This window comes from Plastoroseomonas hellenica (assembly GCF_018129085.1).
Classification (GTDB): domain Bacteria; phylum Pseudomonadota; class Alphaproteobacteria; order Acetobacterales; family Acetobacteraceae; genus Plastoroseomonas; species Plastoroseomonas hellenica.
Genome location: NZ_JAAGBB010000001.1, coordinates 1 through 19,424 on the forward strand (window position 1 = coordinate 1; position 19,424 = coordinate 19,424).

The window sequence follows — 19,424 nt, forward strand, 5'->3', positions numbered from 1 at the left end:
CGCGGCGCCAAGCCCGGGACCACCCGGCGCGCCTGCCTGCGGCGGCCCACCCTGTGGGGCTCCACCAGGGCCGGCCTGCGGCGGCCCGCCCTGCGGACCCGACGCCGCCTGCGGAACGCCGCCCTGGGCCAGGTCAGGCCGTCCCGCCTGTCCTTGCGGGCCGAAGCCGGGCCGGCCGGCGGTCAACGGCACATGGGTCTGTGGCGGCGGACCGTCGCGGCGCGGCGTCGCCATCACGCTGCCTGGTGGCACCCCGATGCGCCCGGCCACTGCGCGTGTCACGCCCAGGGTCTGGCCGGAAGGCGGCGGCGGCGCGGCAAGCGTCGGCGCCCCGCCGGGACCGCCGGGGCGCGGACCGAAGCCGGGCGGCATGACCACCCCGGCCTGCGGCACGCCGCGCAATGGGCGGCTGCCGGTCATGTCGGGCGCCGACACCGCGGTCAGCGCGACGCGGTTCGCGAAGGGTCCTTCGAAGGCGCGCGGCGGCGGGCCGAAGCCCGGACGCGGACCGGGCGGCCCGCCGAAGCCCGGACGCGGCCCCGCCCATTCGCGGCGATACTCGCGCCAGCGCCGCTCCGGATCGCGGGGATCGCGCACCGCGAAGAAGTTCACCCCCCGCACATAGCGCGGCGAGGCGCGGAACCAAGGGTAGTAAGGCTCGCGCGGGCCCAGCGGCACCCAGGCGACGCCAGGGCCCCGCGGCCCGAGCGCCACGCCGCCCACGAAGGCGACCAGCGCCGGCGCCCAGATCGGGCGCCGCGGGCGCCAAGCCTCCTCGACGACCACGACCCGCTCCGGCTGCGGCGCCCAGGCCCAGCGCGGCCCGATCTGCACCCAGCGGCCGTAGTGGAAGGGCGCGAAGCCCCAGGGGCGGTCGTCGAGCCAGGTCCAGCCCCAGGGATCGCGCCAGACCCAGCGGCCCTGGCGATAGGGAACCCAGCTCGCCTCAACTTCGGGATACCAGACGTCGCCATAGTCCGGGTTGCGGTCCCAGCGACCATAGAGGCCGAGATCCTCGGCGCCGGTCATTTGGCGAGCCACGGCCGGCGTCGGTGCCTTGGCGGAGAGGGCCGTCGCCCAGGCGATCAGCGGCATCGCGACCGCGGCGCGCGCGAGCGTCGGGGCCTCCCTCTCGAAAACCAGCGCCTGCCCGGGGCCGAGCGGCTGCTCCAGCGTCTGCGCCACGAACCGGGCTTCGCCGTCGAGGACGCTGAAGCGGGCCGGACGGAAGCCGCCCGGTGCTTCCGGCGGCTGCCCGGCCTCCACCAGGTAGCGGCCATCGCCGGTGATCACGAGGCTGCCGCTCGGGGTGACGATCTCGATCGTCTCCTGCTCCAGCAGGCCCTGCGCCTCGAAGTAAACGCTGCCGCGCGGCAAGGTCACGACCGTGCCGCCGTCATCGAGCCGCGCGAATTGGAAGTCGCTGCCGCCATCGAGGGCGATGCGGGTCTGGTTCACCTGCAGCGCGGCGCGCGCGCCGGGGGCGGTGTAGATCGCGTTGCCGGCGACAAGCGGGATATTCGCCTGGGCCGGTGTCCAGTCCTCCTCGCCGGAGGGGCGGAAGCCGACATTGCCCTGGATGCGCGCGAGCCGGCCGACGCGGGCCGGCGGCTCCTCCGCGGTCTCGCCATCCTCGTCCGGTGCAGGCTGCGCTGCCTGGCCCTGGGGCGGGGTGGGGCTGCCGGGCACGGGTTGGCCGGGCGGCGGCCCGGCTTCCGCTGCCGGCGGCTCCGCCTCGACCGGCGGCGGTCCGGCTTCGGCTGCCGGCGGGGGAGCCGCTTCCGGCGGCTCCTCCTGCGGCGCGGGCGCGATGCCGCCCGGCTTCGGCGGCCGCTCCGTGGTGGTGGCCGACGGCTGGCCCTTGCCTTGCGCTGCCAGGCCGGGAACACCCGTCAGCAGCGCGATCGGCAGGGCAGCGATGGCAGCCCGCCGCAGGGTGCGGCGGGGTCGGCGATGCGACTGGCTCACGGTTCCATCCTCTTGGCGCCGGGCAAGCCGGCGCGTCATGAGAATCACTTGGAACCGCCATCGTGGAGAAACCATGGCAGCCATTTGGCAGGCGGCACCACAGTGCGGCGATGCGCGCCCTTGTGATGCCGCCGGATTGGGCCCAGCTCGTGCTTGGCTCAGCCCATGCTGATCGGCGTCAGGTCCTGGAACCAGCTCTGTGCCTGCACAAAGCCGCGCACGCGGGTGTTCATGGCGCGCGGATTCATGTCGTGGGCCACGAAGAGCATCAGCGCGTCGTCCAACACCTTGTCGTGCAACTCCTTCAGCAACGCGTCCTGCGCCGCGGGTTCGAAGGTCTGGTAGATGCGGTTGATCAGCCCGTCATAATCAGGGTCGTTCAGGTAGCCCCAGTTGTTCGCCGCCGGCGGCACCAGGTCCGACTTCAGCAGGCGGATCAGCGCCGTGTAGGGATCGAGCGCGGTGTAGCTCACGTTGATCGCGGTGCAGCCGCGCACCGATGGCGACCGCGCCCCCTCCCGCCAGGTCGAGAGCAGGGTGTTCCATTCGAACACCTCGAAGGTGATCTCGATGCCGACTTCCTTGAGCTGCTGCTGCAGGGCTTCGTTCATCGCCAGCGGCTGCATCTGGCCGGAGCCGGAGGAGGAGATCGCGACCTTGGTGCGCATCGGGTTGCGCGGCGTGATCCCGGCTTCGGCCAGCAATGCGCGGGCGGCGTTCGGGTTGTAGGCGAGGCGCGGGCTGCGCACCGGATTCCAGGGGCCGCCGACTGGCACCAGCCCGCCGCCTTCCAGCATCATGCCGCCCAGCATGTCCTTCATGCCGCTGCGGTCGATTGCCAGGTTGGCGGCGCGGCGCACGCGCAGATCGCGCCAGGGCGAACCCTCGAGCAGCGAGAAGTGCCAGGTCCAGTTGTGGCCGTATTGGTTGGAGGTGATGTTGAGGCCCGCTTGCCGCAGCGCCGGGATGGCGTCGGGCGGCGGCGCCTCGATGAAGTCCACCTGGTTGGAACGCAGCGCAGCGACGCGGGTATTGGGTTCCGGCAAGGGCATCAGCGTCACGCGGCCGACCTTCGGGATGCGCGCCGCTTCCCAGTAATCCGGATTGCGCACCAGCACCGCGCGTTCGCGGATGTTGAAGCTCTCCAGCTTGAAGGGACCGGTGCCGACCGGCTGGTTGAGGAAGCGGTCATTGTCGCGCCCCGCCGCTTCCCACGCCTGCTGATTGGTGATGCCGACCCAGGTGGCACCATAGGGCACCAGGCTGTCGACGACGCGGGTCTCGATGATGAAGGTGTTCGGCCCTTCGGCGTACCACTTCGCGATGGTCGGCATGCGGCTGCGCACCTGGGCGGAGCCGCGCGCATCGTAATGCGGCGCGTCGTTCTTGAAGCAGCGATCGTAGGAGAAGGCGACGTCCTCGGCGGTCAGGATCTTGCCGTCATGGAACTTCACGCCCTCGCGGATGGTGAAGATCCAGCGCTTGGGATCGTTGGGATCGATCCGCCACGCGGTCGCCAGGCCCGGGCGCAGCGGCGCCGGCCCATCAGCCTTCGACAGGTCCCACATGACCAGGTGGTCGTAGAGGGTGATGCCCATGAAGCGATGACCTTCGGCGCCCTGGTCGGGCATGCCGTTGGGAAGCGGCACCGCCGACGCCGTCATGCCGACGCGGAGGTTCGTGTTCGGCGTGCCCTGGGCATGGGCCAGATCCCAGGGCAGGGCGCTTGCCGCAGCGACGGCAAGCAGGCCGCGGCGGCTGGTGCGGAGGGTCATCGGATAAGCTCCGGGGTGTTGCGGTGCAGCAAGTCTGCCGTGTTGCCACAAAGAAAGGCAATCCGGTATCGAGAGGCAGTTTTGGATCAATTATAAAGCAATATGGCTAATTCATGAGCTGATCTCGACGCTTGTCTGTCACCGGCGGCGTGTCACTCTCCGTGCCAGATTCGGGGGAAACGCATGACCGACCGTCGCAGCCTGCTGCTTGCGGGCCTTGCTGCCGGCATCCTGCCGCGCGCGGCCAGCGCTCAGGGGGAATGGCCGGCCCGGCCGGTCACCATGGTGACTGGCTATGCACCGGGGGGCGTGACCGACCTTGCCACCCGGGCCATCGCGGAACGCATCCAGCGCGAGCTCGGCCAGCCGATCGTGGTCGATCCGAAGCCGGGCGGCGCCACCTCCGTCTCCGCGACCCAGGTCGCGCAGAGCCGGCCGGATGGCCACACGCTGCTGATGGGCACGACCTCGCTCGCCATCAATCCGGCGCTGCAGCCGGGCCTGACGCCGCGCGATCCGCGGCAGGAACTGGCGCCGGTCGGCATGGCCTATCGCACGCCTTTCGTGCTGCACCTGCATCCGGATGTGCCGGCGCGCAGCACGGCGGAGCTGATCGCCTATGCCAAGGCCAATCCCGGCCGGCTGAATTTCGGCAGCTCCGGCACCGGCGCGGTGAACCACCTCTGCCTCGAGATGTTCCGCCGCGAGGCCGGGATCGATGTCGTGCACATCCCCTATCGCGGCGGCGCGCCGGCGCTGATCGATCTGCGGGCAGGGCGCATCCAGGGCATGTTCGCCGCCGTGCTCGAAGCGCTGCCGGTGGTGCGGGAAGGCGCCACGCGTGCGATCGCCATCTCCTCGAAGGACCGCCTGCCGCTGCTGCCGGATGTGCCCCCGGTGGCGGAGACGCTGGCGGGCTTCGACGGCGTCTTCTGGCAGGGCCTCTTCGCACCGGTCGGCACGCCGCAGCCGGTGCTCGACCGACTCGGTGCCGTGCTGCGCGTCGCGACCGAGGATGCCGGCCTGCGCGCCAGGCTGGCCGAGCAGGGCGTCGCGCTGCAGACCGGCGATGCCGCCTTCCTGGCGCGGCTCCTTGCGACGGAGACGGAGAGCTGGGGCCGCCTGATCCGCGACGCCGGCATCCGCCCCGAATGATGCTGAGAGATCGCTTGGAAACAGCTGCGGGTCGGCCTGTCGGGTCTTTTCCGCCCCTGCCGCGCCGTCTTCCTCGCCGATGCCATCAGCATCGGCTGCGTCAGCCGACACGCCAGGGACGAAAAATCCCTCGTCACGCCTCCGCCGCCGCCGTTTCCAAGCGATCTCTGCGGCTCCTCGCCATCGCCGCCCTGCTGCTGCTCGGCGGCTGTACCTCCTGCGGCCTCAACGGCGGCTGGGAGCGCGCCTTCAATCCCTTCTGCGTGGAGAGCAAGCGCGCTCCCGCGCCGCCGGCCCCGGCCGACCCATGACGGAGCAACGATCCATGAGACCCATCAAGGCCGCGGCGCTCGCCGCTGCCACCGTGCTCGCCATGGCCGTGCCGGCGGCGGCGCAACAGCCGCGGACATTGCGCATCGCGATGACCGCGAGCGACGTGCCGACCACCACCGGCATGCCGAACAACGGCTACGAAGGGATGCGCTTCCTGGGCTATCCGGTGTTCGAATCCCTGATCCTCTGGGATCTCTCGAACCCGGCCCAGGCGGCCGGCGTGCGGCCGGGACTCGCGGAGCGGTACGAGCAGGACGCCAACGACCCCAAAGTCTGGCGCTTTCAGCTCCGCCGCGGCGTCACCTTCCATGATGGCGCACCCTTCAACGCCGATGCGGTGATCTGGAACCTCGATCGCTTCTTCCGCACCGACAGCCCGCAGGCCGATGCGGCCGGCGGCGCGATCGTGCGCGGCCGCGTCGCAGGCCTTGAGAGCTATCGGAAGATCGACGAATTCACCGTCGAGATGACGACGGTGCGGCCGATCTCCTACTGGCCCTACCTCGTGGTCTATATCCTCTACACCTCGCCGCAGAGCTTCGAGCAGGCGGGGCGCGACTGGGGACGTGTCGCATCGCTTCCCGCCGCCGGCACCGGGCCTTTTCGCCTGACCCGCTTCGTGCCGCGCCAGCAGGCGGAGCTCACCCGCCACGACAATTACTGGGACGCCAACAACCGGGCTCGGCTGGAGCGCATCACCCTGCTGCCGATGCCGGAGGCGAACACGCGGCTCGCCGCGCTGCGCTCCGGTCAGGTGGACTGGATCGAGGTGCCGCCCCCCGATGCGGTGCAGTCGCTGCGCGGCGCCGGCTTCACCATCTCGACCGGCAGCTACCCGCATGTCTGGCCCTGGGTCTTCGCAGCCGGCCGCGCCGGCAGCGCGGTCGCCGATGTGCGGGTGCGGCAGGCGCTGAATTACTGCATCGACCGCGAAGGGATGGTGGCGCTGCTGAACGGCCTGGCCGAGCCCTCGGTCGCCTTCTTCAAGCCGAACGACCCGGCCTTCGGCAACCCGCAGAACCGCTACCGGCTGGATGCGGCGCGCGGCCGCGCCCTGCTGGCCGAGGCCGGCTACAATGCCCAGCGCCCGCTGCGGCTGCGCGTCGGGATCTCCAACTCCGGCTCCGGCCAGATGCTGCCGCTGCCGATGAACGAGTTCCTGCAGGCCTCCCTGAAGGAGAATTGCGGCGTCGACATCGCCTTCGAGGTGGTGGAGTGGAACACCCTGCTCGGCGCGCTGCGCGCCGCGCCGGACCAGCCGGCCTGGCTCGGTACCGATGCGGTGAACATCAGCCTGGTGTCGTCGGACCCGTCGCAGATGGCCCGCTGGTTCCTGGGCGTGAACGCCTCCCCGCGCGGCTCCAATGCCGGCCATTGGCGCGACGAGGCCTTCGATGCTGCCTTCACCGCGCTGGAGCAGGAGCGCGACCCCGCCCGCATCACCGAGCTTCTGGCGCGGGCGCATGAGCGCCTGGTCGACAATCCGCCCTGGCTCTGGATCGTGCACGACCTCAATCCCCGGGCCATGTCCCGGCGCGTGCGCAATTTCACCCCGGCCCAGAGCTGGTTCCAGGACCTGACCCGGATCGAGGTGCAATAGACCGGGACGCGCCCGGCCTGCGGCCGGAGCGGCTCCGGCCCACGCCTTGCATGTCTCGTCGCCGGCGGTGTTTCGCCGCCGGTCGGACGAGGAGATCTGGGGATGGTGTTTTCGCCCGTGCGCCTTCTGGGCGCTACGGTCCTAGCCGTGTCGGGTGTGCTGGCTGGCGCTCCGGCCGAGGCGCAGCAGCCGCGCACCCTCAGGATCGCGATGACGGCGGCCGACGTGCCGACCACGAGCGGCATGCCCAACAACGGCTATGAGGGCATGCGCTTCCTCGGCTACCCGATCTTCGAGCCGCTGGTGCAGTGGGACCTCTCCCGCGCCGACCACCCGGCCGATATCCGTCCCGGCCTCGCCGAACGCTGGGAACAGGACGCCGGCAACCCCAATGTCTGGCGCTTCCACCTGCGCCGGGGTGTCACCTTCCATGACGGCACGCCGTTCAACGCCGATGCGGTGATCTGGAACCTCGACCGCTTCTTCCGCACCGACAGCCCGCAATTCGACCAGACCGGCAGCGCCATCGCCCGCGGCCGCATCCCGGTGCTCGGCGCCTATCGCAAGACCGACGACTTCACCGTCGAGATGGAGACCACGCGCCCGGTCTCCTACTGGCCTTATCTGGCAACGCTGATCCTCTTCACCTCGCCGGCCTCCTTCGAGCAGGGCGGGCGCGACTGGTCGCGCGTCGCGGCGCTGCCCCCGGCCGGCACCGGGCCCTTCCGCCTGACTCGCTTCGTGCCGCGCCAGTCGGCCGAGCTCGGCCGCAACGCCACCTATTGGGACGAAGCGCGGCGCCCCCGGCTCGATCGCGTGGTGCTGCTGCCGATGCCGGAGGCGAACACCCGCCTCGCCGCGCTGCGTTCGGGCCAGGTGGACTGGATCGAGGTGCCGCCGCCCGATGCCATTCCCTCATTGCGGCAGGCCGGCTTCCAGGTGGTGACCAATTCCTACCCGCATGTCTGGCCCTGGGTCTTCGCCGCCGGGCGCGCCAACAGCCCGGTGGCCGATGTCCGGGTGCGCCAGGCGCTGAACTACTGCTTCGACCGCGGTGGCATGGTCGCGCTGCTGAACGGCACGGCGGAGCCTTCCACCGGCTTCTTCAAGCCGGACGACCCGCGTTTCGGCAGCCCGCAGAACCGCTACACCCTGGACGCCACCCGCGGCCGGGCGCTGCTGGCCGAGGCCGGCTACACCGCGCAGCGGCCGCTCAGGCTGAAGATCGCGATCTCGCCTTCCGGCTCCGGCCAGATGCTGCCGCTGCCGATGAACGAGTTCCTGCAGCAGTCCATGCGGGAGAATTGCGGCGTCGAGATCGGCTTCGAGGTCGTCGAGTGGAACACCCTGCTGGGCTCGCAGCGGGTGGCGCCCGACCAGCCGCAATGGCTGGGCGCGGATGCGACGAATATCAGCCTCGTCTCCTCCGACCCGTCACAGATGGCACGCTGGTTCCTGTCCTCGAATTTCGCGCCGCGCGGCTCCAATTCCGGGCATTGGCGCGATCAGCGCTTCGACGAGGCTTTCGCGGAGTTGGAGACCGCGACCGACCCGGCGCGTATCCAGGCGCTGCTGCGCGCCGCGCATGAGCGGCTGGTCGACGACGCGCCCTGGCTCTGGATCGTCCATGACCTCAACCCGCGCGCCATGAGCCGGCGGGTGCGCGGCTTCGTCTCCGCGCAGAGCTGGTTCCAGGACCTGACCACGGTCGAGGTCCAGTAGGCGCGCGGCCCAAGCCAGGGCAGGATGCGGTCCTTGCCACTGGAGGAACCGCATCCCGATGATCGTCGACGTCCGCATCTACACCTGCGTGCCGAACCGCCTGGCCGATTTCGTCAAGCTCTATGAGGAAGAGGCCTGGCCGCTGCAGAAGAAGTATCTGGAGAACTGCCTCGGCTGGTACACGACGGTGGAAGGCTCGCTGAACACCGTGGTGCATCTCTGGGGCTATGCTGACCAGGGCGACCGCGAGCGGCGGCGCAATGCGATGGCCGCCGATCCGGCCTGGGGCGCCTATCTGAAGAAGGCGGCGGAGCTGGGCGTGCTCCAGAAGATGGAGAACCGCATCACCAAGCCGACCGCCTTCTTCGAGGCTTTCCAGAAGGCGAAGTAAGGGCGCTCCGCCGCTCCGGCCGCGAGCCTTCCATGCCGGAGGGATCGCGGCCGTCGGGTGTCACCGATTCGGCGGCGCGTAGAGAATGCCGCCATTGGTGTACAAGCGGTTCAGCCCGCGTTCGATGCCGAGCGCCGAGCCACTGCCGAGGTTGCGCTCGAAGATCTCGCCGTAATTGCCGAGCGTCTCGATCAGGCGCAGCCCGAAATCGTCGCTGATGCCGAGACCTTCGCCGAGGCCGCGGTCCGCCCCCAGCAGCCGGCGGATCTGCGGGTCCGGATTGCTGAGCTGCTCGCGCGCATTGGCCTGGGTGATGCCGAGCTCCTCCGCATTGATCAGCGTGAACACCGCCCAGCCGGTGATGTCGTGGAACTGGTCGTCGCCGTGGCGCACGGTGATGCTGAGCGGCTCCTTCGACAGGCGGTCCGGCAGCACGATGTGGTCGGCCGGGTTCTGCAGCGTGGTGCGCTGCGCATAAAGGATGGTCGCGTCATAGGTGATGGCATCGCAGCGCCCGGCGTCATAGGCCCGGGTGAGGTCGACGCGGGATTCGATCACCAGCGGCGTGAAGCTGATGCGGCGGGCGCGGAACCAGTCGGTCAGGTTCAGCTCCGTCGTCGTTCCCGGGGGCACGCAGATGGTGGCGCCGGCAAGCTGCGCGGCACTGGTGATGCCGGCGGAGCGCCGGACCATGATCCCCTGGTAGTCGTAGTAGAGGATCGCCGGGAAGTTGAAGCCGAGCTGGGTGTCGCGCTGCATCGTCCAGGTCGTGCTGTTGGTCATGATGTCGATCTCGCCCGACTGCATCGCCGGGAAGCGCGCCTGGGTCGAGAGCGGGACGACCGTGATCTTGGACGCATCGCCCAGCACCATGAGTGCCACGGCGCGGCAGAGGTCGATGTTGAAGCCCCGCCAGACACCCTGCGAATCCGGGGCGCCGAAGCCCGGATTGGAAGGCCCCTGCACGCCGCAACGCAGCGTGCCGCGGGCGCGGATGGCATCGACCGCCGGCCCGGCCGAGGCCTGCGTCGCGAGGAACAGTGCGCCGAGGGCGCCGAGGCAGCCCGCAATCACCCGTTTCATCCCATGAACTCCCTGCGTTCTTCGTTGGTGGTGTCAGAGGACGCCCTTGCTGTTGAGCGCCGCGAGTTCGGCCATCAAGGGTTGGTCGTCGTAGCGTGCCAGGCTCAGCGCCGGCGCATAGGCTGGCAGCGGCGTGCCCGCGACCCAGGCCGCGCAGAGCGCGCCGGTCGCACATGCGCCCATGGTCCCGAAGCCGGACAGCGCGCCCGCCAGGTAGGCACCCTGCCCGCGCATCGGGCCGATCAGCGGCCAGTTCTCCGGCGTCATGGCGTAGAAGCCGCCATAGTGCCGCGCATTGCGCGGCAGGCGGCCGATATAGGCGGCGAGCATGGGGTTCAGACGGCTCGCCGCGCGCAGCACCGTGTCCGGGAATTGCGGATTGACCAGGGGTTCGCCGGCCGGGTCGCTGGCGGTGCGGTTATAGGCCCAGCCGAGCTTGATCCATTTGCCGAGGTCGCCGCCATCCGGCCGGCAGTGGATGCCGCCGGGCATCGGCGCGAGCAGCGCCGCGGTCTCCGGTTCGGCGGCGAGGATGGCGCGCTCCTCCTCCGTCCAGGGGATCTGCTGGCCGTCGAGATCGATCGCGAAGGGCATGCCGCGCGGGATGGCGGCCTCCCGGTCCTCGAAGGCGATCTTCTGCTGATAGACGCAGGCGACCGGCAGGTTCTCGCCGAGCATCGCGGCGATGGCGCCGAGGAAGGGCCCGGCTGCATTCACCACGCGGTCGGCGCGCAGGGTGGCGGGGCCTTCGGCGGTGTCGAGATGCAGGGCGAAGGGGGTGCCGCCCTCGATGGCGGTGACGCGGGCGCGGCACAGGCGGCCGCCGGCGGCGCGGATCGCCTCGAGCATGTATTGCCCGAGCTGCTGGCCGCTGATGTCGCCGGCGCGGCGGATATGGAGGATGGCGGCGATATCGGGCGCGAAGCTCGGGAAATGCGCCCGGATCAGTGCCGGATCCAGCAGCACGTCCACGCCGTCCGGCGCGGCTTCCCAGTCCGCGGACATGGCGGGCTGGTAGAGCCCGGGGGACGTCCCGTCATGAACCCGGATCCGCTGCCCGCCCTCCGCGCCATAGCCATGGTGCAGATCATCGATGAGGTCGGCGGGATTGGCGCGCCGCGTTGCCAGGGCATAGCCCCGCCGGGTCATGTGAATGCGGTTGCCGGTCTCGCGCGCGATCGCTTCCAACTGCCCGATACTGTCGTCGGTGAAGGCGGTCATCACCGGATGCGGCCACCAGTTGCGGTAATTCTCCCCCGACTGGGCGGAGGTGAGGGCCATGGGGCCCCCGGCCTCCACCAGGACCACATCCTTCAGGCCGCAACGGACGAGATGGTAGGCGACCGCGATCCCGATGCTGCCCGCGCCGATGATGGCGATGTCGGTGCTGGCTGGGGATGCCGCCATCTCTTGGTCCTCCTGAACGGTGCCGGTACCGTCGGTGCAACCTTGCTTGAGAAGGGTTGCGCTTTCTTGGCTGGAATGGGTATCACCCGTGTCGGGTCGGCACAATAGGCTCGGCTGAGGAAGGGCGGAGAATGGCCACCACGACCATCGGGGTGAAGATTGCCGACGACCTGCGGGCGCGGCTGAAGACCGCCGCCGAGGCCCAGGGGCGGACGCCGCATTGGCTGGTCAAGCAGGCGATCATCACGGCGCTCGACGGCATCGAACGTGGCGATCCCTTCCCGGGGGAGGCGGCCGGCGCCGCCGTCGCCATCCTCGATGAGGAGGTTGCGTCGGGCCAGGTGCAACCTTTCCTGGAATTCGCCCAGGGCGTGCAGCCGCAGACCGTGCTCCGGGCGCGGATCACCGAAGCCTATCGCCGGCCGGAGGAGGAGTGCCTCCCCCTGCTGATCGCCAATGCCGCCCTGCCGGCCGCAGCCGCGGGCCAGGTGCGCGAGACGGCACGGGTGTTGGTGGAAGCGCTGCGCGCCAGGCATCGCCATGGCGGTGTCGAGGGGCTGCTGCAGGAATTCTCCCTCTCCTCGCATGAGGGCGTCGCCCTGATGTGCCTGGCCGAGGCGCTGCTCCGCATCCCCGACCGGGCCACGCGCGACGCGCTGATCCGCGACAAGATCAGCGGCGGCGACTGGGCCGCGCATCTCGGCCATTCCCCCTCGCTGTTCGTGAACGCGGCGACCTGGGGGCTGGTGGTGACCGGCAGGCTCACCGCGACCACGAGCGAGGCAGGGCTCTCCGGCGCGCTGACCCGCCTGATCGGCCGCGGTGGGGAGCCGGTGATCCGCAAGGGCGTCGACCTCGCGATGCGGATGATGGGCGAGCAGTTCGTCACCGGCCAGACCATCGCGGAAGCGCTGGCGAACAGCCGCCGCATGGAAGCCAAGGGCTTCCGCTTCTCCTACGACATGCTGGGCGAGGCGGCGACGACCGCGGCCGATGCCGCACGCTACCTCCGCGACTACGAGCAGGCGATCCACGCCATCGGCAAGGCCAGCGGCGGGCGTGGCATCCATGAAGGGCCCGGCATCTCGATCAAGCTCTCGGCACTGCATCCGCGCTACGCACGGGCGCAGCGGGACCGTGTGATGACGGAGCTGCTGCCGCGCGTCCTCGGCCTCGCGGTGCTGGCGCGGCGCTATGACATCGGCCTCAATATCGACGCCGAGGAGGCCGACCGGCTGGAGCTGTCGCTCGATATCCTGGAAGCGCTCTGCTTCGCGCCGGAGCTCGCGGGGTGGAACGGCATCGGCTTCGTGGTCCAGGCCTATCAGAAGCGCGCCTTCTCCGTGCTGGACTGGCTGATCGACCTGGCGCGGCGCAGCGGCCATCGCCTGATGCTGCGGCTGGTGAAGGGCGCCTATTGGGACAGCGAGATCAAGCGCGCGCAGGTCGATGGGCTGGAGGGCTTCCCGGTATTCACCCGCAAGGTCCACACCGACGTCTCCTACCTCGCCTGCGCGCGCAAGCTGCTGGCAGCGGCGGACGCGGTCTTCCCGCAATTCGCGACCCACAACGCGCAGACGCTGGCCGCCATCCATGCCATGGCCGGGCAGAACTTCTACGCCGGGCAATATGAGTTCCAGTGCCTGCACGGGATGGGGGAGCCGCTCTATGAGGAGGTGGTGGGGCGCGGCAAGCTCAACCGCCCCTGCCGTATCTACGCGCCGGTCGGCACGCATGAGACGCTGCTCGCCTATCTGGTGCGGCGACTGCTCGAGAATGGCGCCAATTCCTCCTTCGTGCATCGGATCGCCGATCCGGCGGTGCCGGTGGAGGCGCTGATCGCCGATCCCGTGGAGGAAGCACGCGCGATTCTGCCGCTCGGCGCGCCGCATCCACGCATCGCGCTGCCGCGGGCGCTGTTCGGTCCGCCGCGCGCGAACAGCGCCGGGCTCGACCTCACCAACGAGCATCGTCTGGGCTCGCTGGCGGCGGCGCTGCTGGCCGGCAGCGATGCGCCGCTCGCCGCGGCGCCGATGCTTGGCGGCGGCGAAGTGGAAGGCGAAGGGCGGCCGCTGCACAACCCAGCCGACCGCCGCGACCTGGTCGGCTACGTCGTCGAGGCGACGCCGGAGGTGGTGACCGCTGCACTCGCCCAGGCCGCGGCCGGCGCTCCGATCTGGCAGGCGACGCCGCCGCGGGATCGCGCCGCCTGCCTGCTGCGCGCCGCCGATATCCTGGAAGACCGGATGCCGTCACTGCTCGGCCCCATCGTGCGCGAAGCCGGCAAGTCCCTGCCCAACGCGGTGGCCGAGGTGCGGGAGGCGGTGGACTTCCTCCGCTACTACGCCAGCCAGGCGCGCGACGGCTTCGACAACGCCACGCACCGGCCGCTCGGCGTCATCGCCTGCATCAGCCCCTGGAATTTCCCGCTCGCGATCTTCACTGGGCAGGTGGCGGCAGCACTCGCCGCCGGCAATGCGGTGATCGCCAAGCCCGCCGAGGAGACACCGCTGATCGCCGCCATCGCAGTCCGCATCCTGCGCGAGGCGGGCGTGCCCGCCGACGCTCTGCAACTCCTGCCGGGCGATGGCGCGATCGGCGCAGCACTGGTCGCTGACAGCCGGGTGCGGGGCGTGATGTTCACCGGCTCCACCGAGGTCGCGAAGCATATCCAGGCGAGCCTCGCGCAGCGCCTCAGCCCGGATGGACGCCCGATCCCGCTGATCGCGGAGACGGGCGGGCAGAATGCCATGGTGGTGGACAGCTCGGCGCTGACCGAACAGGTGGTGGCGGATGTGCTCGCTTCCGCCTTCGACAGCGCCGGGCAGCGCTGCTCGGCGCTCCGCATCCTCTGCCTGCAGGAGGAAGCGGCCGATCGCATGCTCGCGATGCTGCAGGGCGCGATGCAGGAGCTGGCGATCGGCAACCCCGACCGTCTCGTGACCGATATCGGGCCGGTGATCAGCGCCGAGGCCCGCGACGGGCTGCTGCGCCATGTCGAGGCGATGCGCGGCAAGGGCCGGACGGTCCATTCGCTGCCGCTGCCGGAAGCCTGCCGCCACGGAACCTTCCTGGCGCCGACCCTGATCGAGATCGACCGCGTGGCGGAGCTGGAGCGGGAGGTCTTCGGCCCGGTGCTGCACGTGCTCCGCTTCCGGCGCGACGCGATGGACGCGCTGATCGCCGATATCAACGCCAGCGGCTATGGCCTGACCTTCGGGGTGCATTCGCGCATCGACGAGACCATCCAGCGCCTGACGGAGCGGGTGTCGGCCGGCAATATCTATGTCAATCGCAACGTCATCGGCGCGGTGGTCGGCGTGCAGCCTTTCGGGGGGCATGGGCTGTCGGGCACCGGCCCGAAGGCCGGCGGGCCGCTCTATCTCCACCGGCTGCTGGCAGCATCGCCGCCGGTCCTGCTGGCCGGCAGCGGACAGCGGCGGGAGCCGGGGCTCGCTGCATGGCGCGACTGGCTGGCGCAGCGGGGCGAGAGCGAGGGTGTCGCGTGCTGCGACAGGCTGGCCATGGGCGTGCCGCCAGGTGAAGCGCTCGATCTGCCGGGGCCGGTGGGCGAGGCGAACCGCTACAGCCTGCATCCGCGTGGCATGGTGTTCTGCGTGCCGGCGACCCGTTTCGGGCTGATGGCGCAGGTGGCGGCGGCGCTCGCCGCGGGCAATACAGTGCACCTGCGGCCGCCTGCAGTGGCGCGCGCGGGCTTCGCCGATCTTGTCGATGCGCTTCCCGCCGCCCTGGCGAAGCGTATTGCGGTCGCTGAAGGCGGCGCGCCGCCACCCTGCGACGCCGTGCTGTTCGAAGGCGATGGCGACGCGCTCTCTGCCCTGCTGGCCGAGGTCGCGGCGGCGCCGGGCCCGGTCGCGCCGGTCTTCGCGCTGGATGCGATGACGCTGCGCGAAGGACGGGAGGATTATCCGGTCGCGCTGCTCTGCCGGGAGCGTAGCGTCAGCACCAACACCGCCGCCGCCGGTGGCAACGCGACCCTGATGGCGATCGGCTAGAGCATTTTTTGGCGCGCAGATTTACGCCTTCGGGTGATCTTCGGCACCGGTCGCCGGCATGCGACCCTGGATCGGGTAGCTCGGGTCGTTGAAGCCTGGCGTGGACGGATGCCCGGTCGGCACCAGCGCGTCGATTAGCAACTCGTCCTCCGCCGTGAAGCGGTAGTTCAGCGCGCCGATATAATCCTCCAGATGCTGTTCGGTGCGCGGGCCGACGACGGCGCCGGTCACCAGCTTGTTGTTCAGCACCCAGTTGAGCGCGAAATCCGTCGCGCTGCCGCCCTTCGCCTCGGCATGCGCCTTGATGCGCTGCGCGATCGCGAGCGATTCCGGCCGCCATTCGGTTTCCATCATGCGCTTGTCGCCGCGGCCGGCGCGGCTATCCGCCGAGGGCTCGCCCTGCGACGCGTATTTCCCGGTCAGCACGCCGCGCGCCAGCGGGCTGTAGGGTACGACCCCCAGGCCGAAATGGGCGCAGGCGGGCAGCACCTCGACCTCGGGCATACGGTTCATGGCGTTGTAATAGGGCTGGCAGGCAATAGGGCGGTCGATGCCGAGGCGATCGCAGGCGGCGGCGACCGCGGCGATGCGCCAGGCGCGGTAGTTGGACAGGCCGAAGGTGCGGATCTTGCCGGCCCGGATCAGGTCGCCGATCGCGGAGACGGTGACCTCGAGCGGCGTATCGTGGTCTTCCTTATGCAGGTAGAGCAGGTCGATGCAATCGGTGCCGAGCCGGCGCAGGCTGGCCTCGACCCCGCGCATCACCCAGTGGCGCGACAGGCCGCGCTCGAAGATCGGCGCGCCGGCGCCGTTCGGGTTGGCGATCTTGCTGGCCAGGAACCAGCGGTTCCGCTCCTTCGCGATGGCCTTGCCCACCACCTCCTCCGACCGGCCGTTCAGGTATTGATCGGCGGTGTCGATGAAGTTGAAGCCGGCGTCGCGGGCGCGGGCGATCATGCGTTCGCTGGTCGGCACGTCGGTCGGGCCGCCGAACAGCATGGTGCCGAGACAGAGGCGGCTGACCTTCACGCCGCTGCGGCCGAGCACGCGGTATTCCATGGTCATTTTCCTTGGGACGGTTCGCGATCAGCGGATGCCGGCTTCCGCGTAGGGTTCGCCAGCGAGGACACGACCATAGCCCATGCGTGAGAGATCGATAGTCCGGTAGCCGCCGTGCAACACCAGTTCCGCGAGCGCGCGACCGACCGCCGGCGCGTGCATCAGGCCATGGCCGGAGAAGCCGCAGGCGATGTAGAAATTCTCCAGCCGTCCCGGCCAGTTGCCGAGGATCATGTTGCCGTCCAGCGCATTGCGGTCGTAGTGGCCGACCCAGCTTTCACGGAGCCGCAACTCCTCCATCGCCGGGAAGCGATGGGCGATGGCCGGCCAGACCACGCGCTGGAAATAGTCGTGGTCGACATTCCAATTGTGCCCGGCGGCGATACCGAAATCGACGACGCTGCCGGCATAGCCGCGATCCCAGGGATGAAAGCCGAGGCCGTTGAGGTCCTTCACGAAGGGCAGGGGCTCGATCGCGGTGCGGCATTCCCAGAAATGGTCGTGCCGCTGCATCGGCTCGACCGGCAGCGCCATGCCGGCCATGGCCGCGATCTCGGCCGACCAGGTGCCCGCCGCTGAGATCACCGCCTTCGGCCGCAGCACGCGGCCTGAGGACAGGGTGACCGCGCGTATGGCCGTTCCTTCGACCATAAGCCCTGTCACCCGCTCCGCGATGTAGTCCGCACCTTGCGAACGCGCCTTGCGGCGAAAGCCCTGGAGCGCGCCGTTCGGCTCCAGGCAGCCATCCTCCGGCGCATGCGCCGCCGCGCCGATATCCGCGACCTGCATCGAGGGAAAGCGCCGCTGCAGGGCGTCGCGGTCGAGAAGGTCCACCCGGACGCCGAGCGAGGTCTGCAGCACGTGGTTGCGCTCCAGGATGCCGACGCCGCCGGGAGGCATGATGAAGAGGTAGCCGTCGCGTCGCCAGCCGATCTCCGGCGCCTCGCCATCGACCGAGCAATGCTCGGCGAAGCTTTCGTAGAAGGGGATGCTGTAGTTCGACATCAGGATGTTCTCGGGCCGCGAGAACAGCCGCCTTGCGCCGCCCGAGGCCCGCGGCGTCGCCGCCCGTTCATAGAGCGGATCGGGCTCGACCACCGCGACGCGGCCGGCGATGCCGCTGCCGGTCAGGAAGAAGGCGGCGGCGGAGCCGATGACGCCGCCGCCGATGATGAGGATGTCAGGGTCGGTCATGGGTCGGCTGCCAGGTTCGCGCGACGGATCGCGGCTGTCCACTTCTCGAGTTCCGATGCGACGAGCCGCCGCAGCAGCACTCGGCCGCTGACGTGACGACGTTCCAGGCGGCGCGGCCGCCGCTCAGCAGGTCGGGCGAGCCCAGGTTGCGGGCGAGCTGATAGGGGCCCGTTGAAGGCGGTGGACAGGGTCGGTGCCAGGCTGAGATGCGTCGTTACCCACGCCATCAGCGGCAGCACCGTCATCGGGTCCAGCAGGCTGATCTGACCGCCGCGGCCGAGATAATCCGCGAAGCTGCTCCGGTAGACATCGGCGAGGGATCGGCCGCAACCCGGCCCTTGCCAACGGCGCGCCGCCGGATTCTGTGATATTGCGTTGCAATATGATCGTTGACGCGCCAACGAAAACTGATCAGTTTCCCGCGCCCAGGATACTGGCCAGTTTTCTCCGGCGAGGCAGTTTTCAATGCACTTCCGATTCAGCCCTCAGGCCCTTCCGGGGGCTTCCATGCCGGTGCGTGCCCGCGTCCGAGGCGCCGTTGCGCTCGTGGGCCTGCTCATGCTCGCGGCCTGCGACGAACCGCATAGCGCTGCTGCCCAACAGGCGGCCCCGCCGCCGCCCCAGGTCACCGTCGTCGCCATTCGGCGCGAGGCGGTGCCGATCACCACCGAGATGCCTGGCCGCACCTCCGCCTACCAGACCGCGGAGGTCCGTCCGCAGGTCGGCGGCGTGATCCGCGAGCGGATGTTCACCGAAGGCCAGGAGGTCAAGGCGGGGCAGCAACTCTATCAGATCGATCCGGCGTCCTATCAGGCGAGCCTGGACAGCGCGGAAGCGGCGCTCGCGAAGGCACGGGCGGCGGCCAGCTCGGCCGAGATCACGGTCAACCGCTACCGCCCCCTGGTCCGCGCCCGCGCCGTAAGCCAGCAGGATCTGGACACGGCCGAGGCGACGCTGCGCCAGGCGCAGGCGGATGTGGCTTCGGCCGAAGCCGCGGTCGATACGGCGCGGATCAACCTGACCTACACCCGCGTCCTGTCGCCGATCGATGGGCGCACCGGCCGTTCCTCGGTGACGCCCGGGGCACTCGTCACCGCCAGCCAGACCACCGCCCTGCTCACCATCACCCGGCTGGATCCGATCTATGTCGACGTGACGCAGCCGAGCTCCCGCCTGCTGCAGCAGCAGCGGGCGGTCGCGAGCGGGGCGCTGCGGCGGGACGCCGCCGACCAGGCGCCGGCCCGGCTGATCCTGGAAGACGGGTCCGAATACCCGCACGCCGGCCGGATGCAGTTCTCCGAGGTCATCGTCGACCAGGGCACCGGCTCGGTCACGCTGCGCGCGCTCTTTCCGAACCCGGACGGCACATTGATGCCCGGCATGTTCGTCCGCGCGCGGGTCGAGGAAGGGGTCACGGACCGCGCCCTGCTCGTGCCGCAGCAGGCGGTCATGCGCACGCCCCGCGGCGAGGCCTCGACTTACGTCGTGAACGCGCAAGGCGTCGTCGAGCCGCGGATCCTGCGGACGGATCGCGCCATCGGCACCAACTGGCTGGTCACCGACGGGATCCAGGAAGGTGACCGTGTCATCGTCGAAGGCGTGCTGCGCGTGCAGCCCGGCGGCCGCGTCAACGCGACCGAGACGACGATGCAGGCGCTGGGCGAACGGAACAACGCAGCGCAGGCGGCGACCCCGCGCGCCGGCGGCTGAGGCGTATCTCC

The 19,424-nt window shown here is 70.1% G+C and carries 12 protein-coding genes; 6 read left to right on the top strand and 6 right to left on the bottom strand.

Translation table 11 applies throughout. From position 1 onward, the window contains the following. Together GXW71_RS00005 and GXW71_RS00010 are read right to left on the bottom strand one after the other, a co-directional pair. Positions 1-1,968 (bottom strand): DUF6600 domain-containing protein (locus GXW71_RS00005; RefSeq protein WP_211850215.1); only part of this gene is annotated, 1,968 nt, incomplete at its 3' end. A 158-nt stretch (positions 1,969-2,126) separates the two neighbouring features. Further along, entirely contained in the window at positions 2,127-3,743 is a 1,617-nt protein-coding gene (locus GXW71_RS00010) for an ABC transporter substrate-binding protein (protein ID WP_211850216.1), read from the bottom strand. Positions 3,744-3,926: 183 nt separating this feature from the next. On the opposite strand from GXW71_RS00010, the gene GXW71_RS00015 reads away from it, so the two are divergent. The 4 genes from GXW71_RS00015 to GXW71_RS00030 all read left to right on the top strand — a co-directional run bounded on the left by GXW71_RS00015 (position 3,927) and on the right by GXW71_RS00030 (position 8,944). Then, positions 3,927-4,898 (top strand): Bug family tripartite tricarboxylate transporter substrate binding protein, encoded by a 972-nt coding sequence (locus GXW71_RS00015; protein ID WP_211850217.1) that lies wholly within the window; start codon positions 3,927-3,929, stop codon positions 4,896-4,898. A gap of 325 nt (positions 4,899-5,223) precedes the next feature. Beyond that, positions 5,224-6,831 carry an ABC transporter substrate-binding protein gene (locus GXW71_RS00020; protein ID WP_211850218.1) on the top strand — a complete coding sequence of 536 codons (1,608 nt, stop codon included), beginning with the start codon at positions 5,224-5,226 and terminating at the stop codon, positions 6,829-6,831. Positions 6,832-6,933: 102 nt separating this feature from the next. Further along, positions 6,934-8,553 carry an ABC transporter substrate-binding protein gene (locus tag GXW71_RS00025; protein ID WP_211850219.1) on the top strand — a complete coding sequence of 540 codons (1,620 nt, stop codon included), beginning with the start codon at positions 6,934-6,936 and terminating at the stop codon, positions 8,551-8,553. Between the two features lie 58 nt (positions 8,554-8,611). Further along, complete coding sequence (locus tag GXW71_RS00030; RefSeq protein ID WP_211850220.1) at positions 8,612-8,944, top strand: NIPSNAP family protein; 333 nt, start codon at positions 8,612-8,614, stop codon at positions 8,942-8,944. A 60-nt stretch (positions 8,945-9,004) separates the two neighbouring features. Here GXW71_RS00030 and GXW71_RS00035 read toward each other — a convergent pair whose 3' ends face one another. Further along, on the bottom strand, positions 9,005-10,027 hold the full coding sequence (locus GXW71_RS00035; protein ID WP_211850221.1) for an amino acid ABC transporter substrate-binding protein: 1,023 nt from the start codon (positions 10,025-10,027) through the stop codon (positions 9,005-9,007). Between the two features lie 33 nt (positions 10,028-10,060). Continuing rightward, positions 10,061-11,434 carry an NAD(P)/FAD-dependent oxidoreductase gene (locus GXW71_RS00040; RefSeq protein WP_211850222.1) on the bottom strand — a complete coding sequence of 458 codons (1,374 nt, stop codon included), beginning with the start codon at positions 11,432-11,434 and terminating at the stop codon, positions 10,061-10,063. 131 nt (positions 11,435-11,565) lie between these two features. On the opposite strand from GXW71_RS00040, the gene putA reads away from it, so the two are divergent. Next, on the top strand, positions 11,566-15,450 hold the full coding sequence (putA, locus tag GXW71_RS00045) for a trifunctional transcriptional regulator/proline dehydrogenase/L-glutamate gamma-semialdehyde dehydrogenase (protein ID WP_211850223.1): 3,885 nt from the start codon (positions 11,566-11,568) through the stop codon (positions 15,448-15,450). A gap of 21 nt (positions 15,451-15,471) precedes the next feature. Here putA and GXW71_RS00050 read toward each other — a convergent pair whose 3' ends face one another. Then, positions 15,472-16,509 carry an aldo/keto reductase gene (locus GXW71_RS00050; RefSeq protein ID WP_211850224.1) on the bottom strand — a complete coding sequence of 346 codons (1,038 nt, stop codon included), beginning with the start codon at positions 16,507-16,509 and terminating at the stop codon, positions 15,472-15,474. Between the two features lie 27 nt (positions 16,510-16,536). Further along, positions 16,537-17,703, bottom strand: coding sequence for an NAD(P)/FAD-dependent oxidoreductase (locus GXW71_RS00055; RefSeq protein ID WP_211850225.1), 1,167 nt, complete (start codon positions 17,701-17,703; stop codon positions 16,537-16,539). Between the two features lie 546 nt (positions 17,704-18,249). Between GXW71_RS00055 and GXW71_RS00060 the strand changes: the two genes are divergently transcribed. Further along, entirely contained in the window at positions 18,250-19,413 is a 1,164-nt protein-coding gene (locus tag GXW71_RS00060) for an efflux RND transporter periplasmic adaptor subunit (RefSeq protein WP_367617229.1), read from the top strand. Positions 19,414-19,424 lie beyond the last annotated feature (11 nt).

Excerpts from the sequence above, each read along its gene's own strand:
- GXW71_RS00010 (WP_211850216.1), bottom strand. The coding sequence starts at position 3,743 with ATGACCCTCCGCACCAGCCGCCGCGGCCTGCTTGCCGTCGCTGCGGCA.
- GXW71_RS00015 (WP_211850217.1), top strand. The coding sequence starts at position 3,927 with ATGACCGACCGTCGCAGCCTGCTGCTTGCGGGCCTTGCTGCCGGCATC.
- GXW71_RS00020 (WP_211850218.1), top strand. The coding sequence starts at position 5,224 with ATGAGACCCATCAAGGCCGCGGCGCTCGCCGCTGCCACCGTGCTCGCC.
- GXW71_RS00025 (WP_211850219.1), top strand. The coding sequence starts at position 6,934 with ATGGTGTTTTCGCCCGTGCGCCTTCTGGGCGCTACGGTCCTAGCCGTG.
- GXW71_RS00030 (WP_211850220.1), top strand. The coding sequence starts at position 8,612 with ATGATCGTCGACGTCCGCATCTACACCTGCGTGCCGAACCGCCTGGCC.
- GXW71_RS00035 (WP_211850221.1), bottom strand. The coding sequence starts at position 10,027 with ATGAAACGGGTGATTGCGGGCTGCCTCGGCGCCCTCGGCGCACTGTTC.
- GXW71_RS00040 (WP_211850222.1), bottom strand. The coding sequence starts at position 11,434 with ATGGCGGCATCCCCAGCCAGCACCGACATCGCCATCATCGGCGCGGGC.
- putA (WP_211850223.1), top strand. The coding sequence starts at position 11,566 with ATGGCCACCACGACCATCGGGGTGAAGATTGCCGACGACCTGCGGGCG.
- GXW71_RS00050 (WP_211850224.1), bottom strand. The coding sequence starts at position 16,509 with ATGGAATACCGCGTGCTCGGCCGCAGCGGCGTGAAGGTCAGCCGCCTC.
- GXW71_RS00055 (WP_211850225.1), bottom strand. The coding sequence starts at position 17,703 with ATGACCGACCCTGACATCCTCATCATCGGCGGCGGCGTCATCGGCTCC.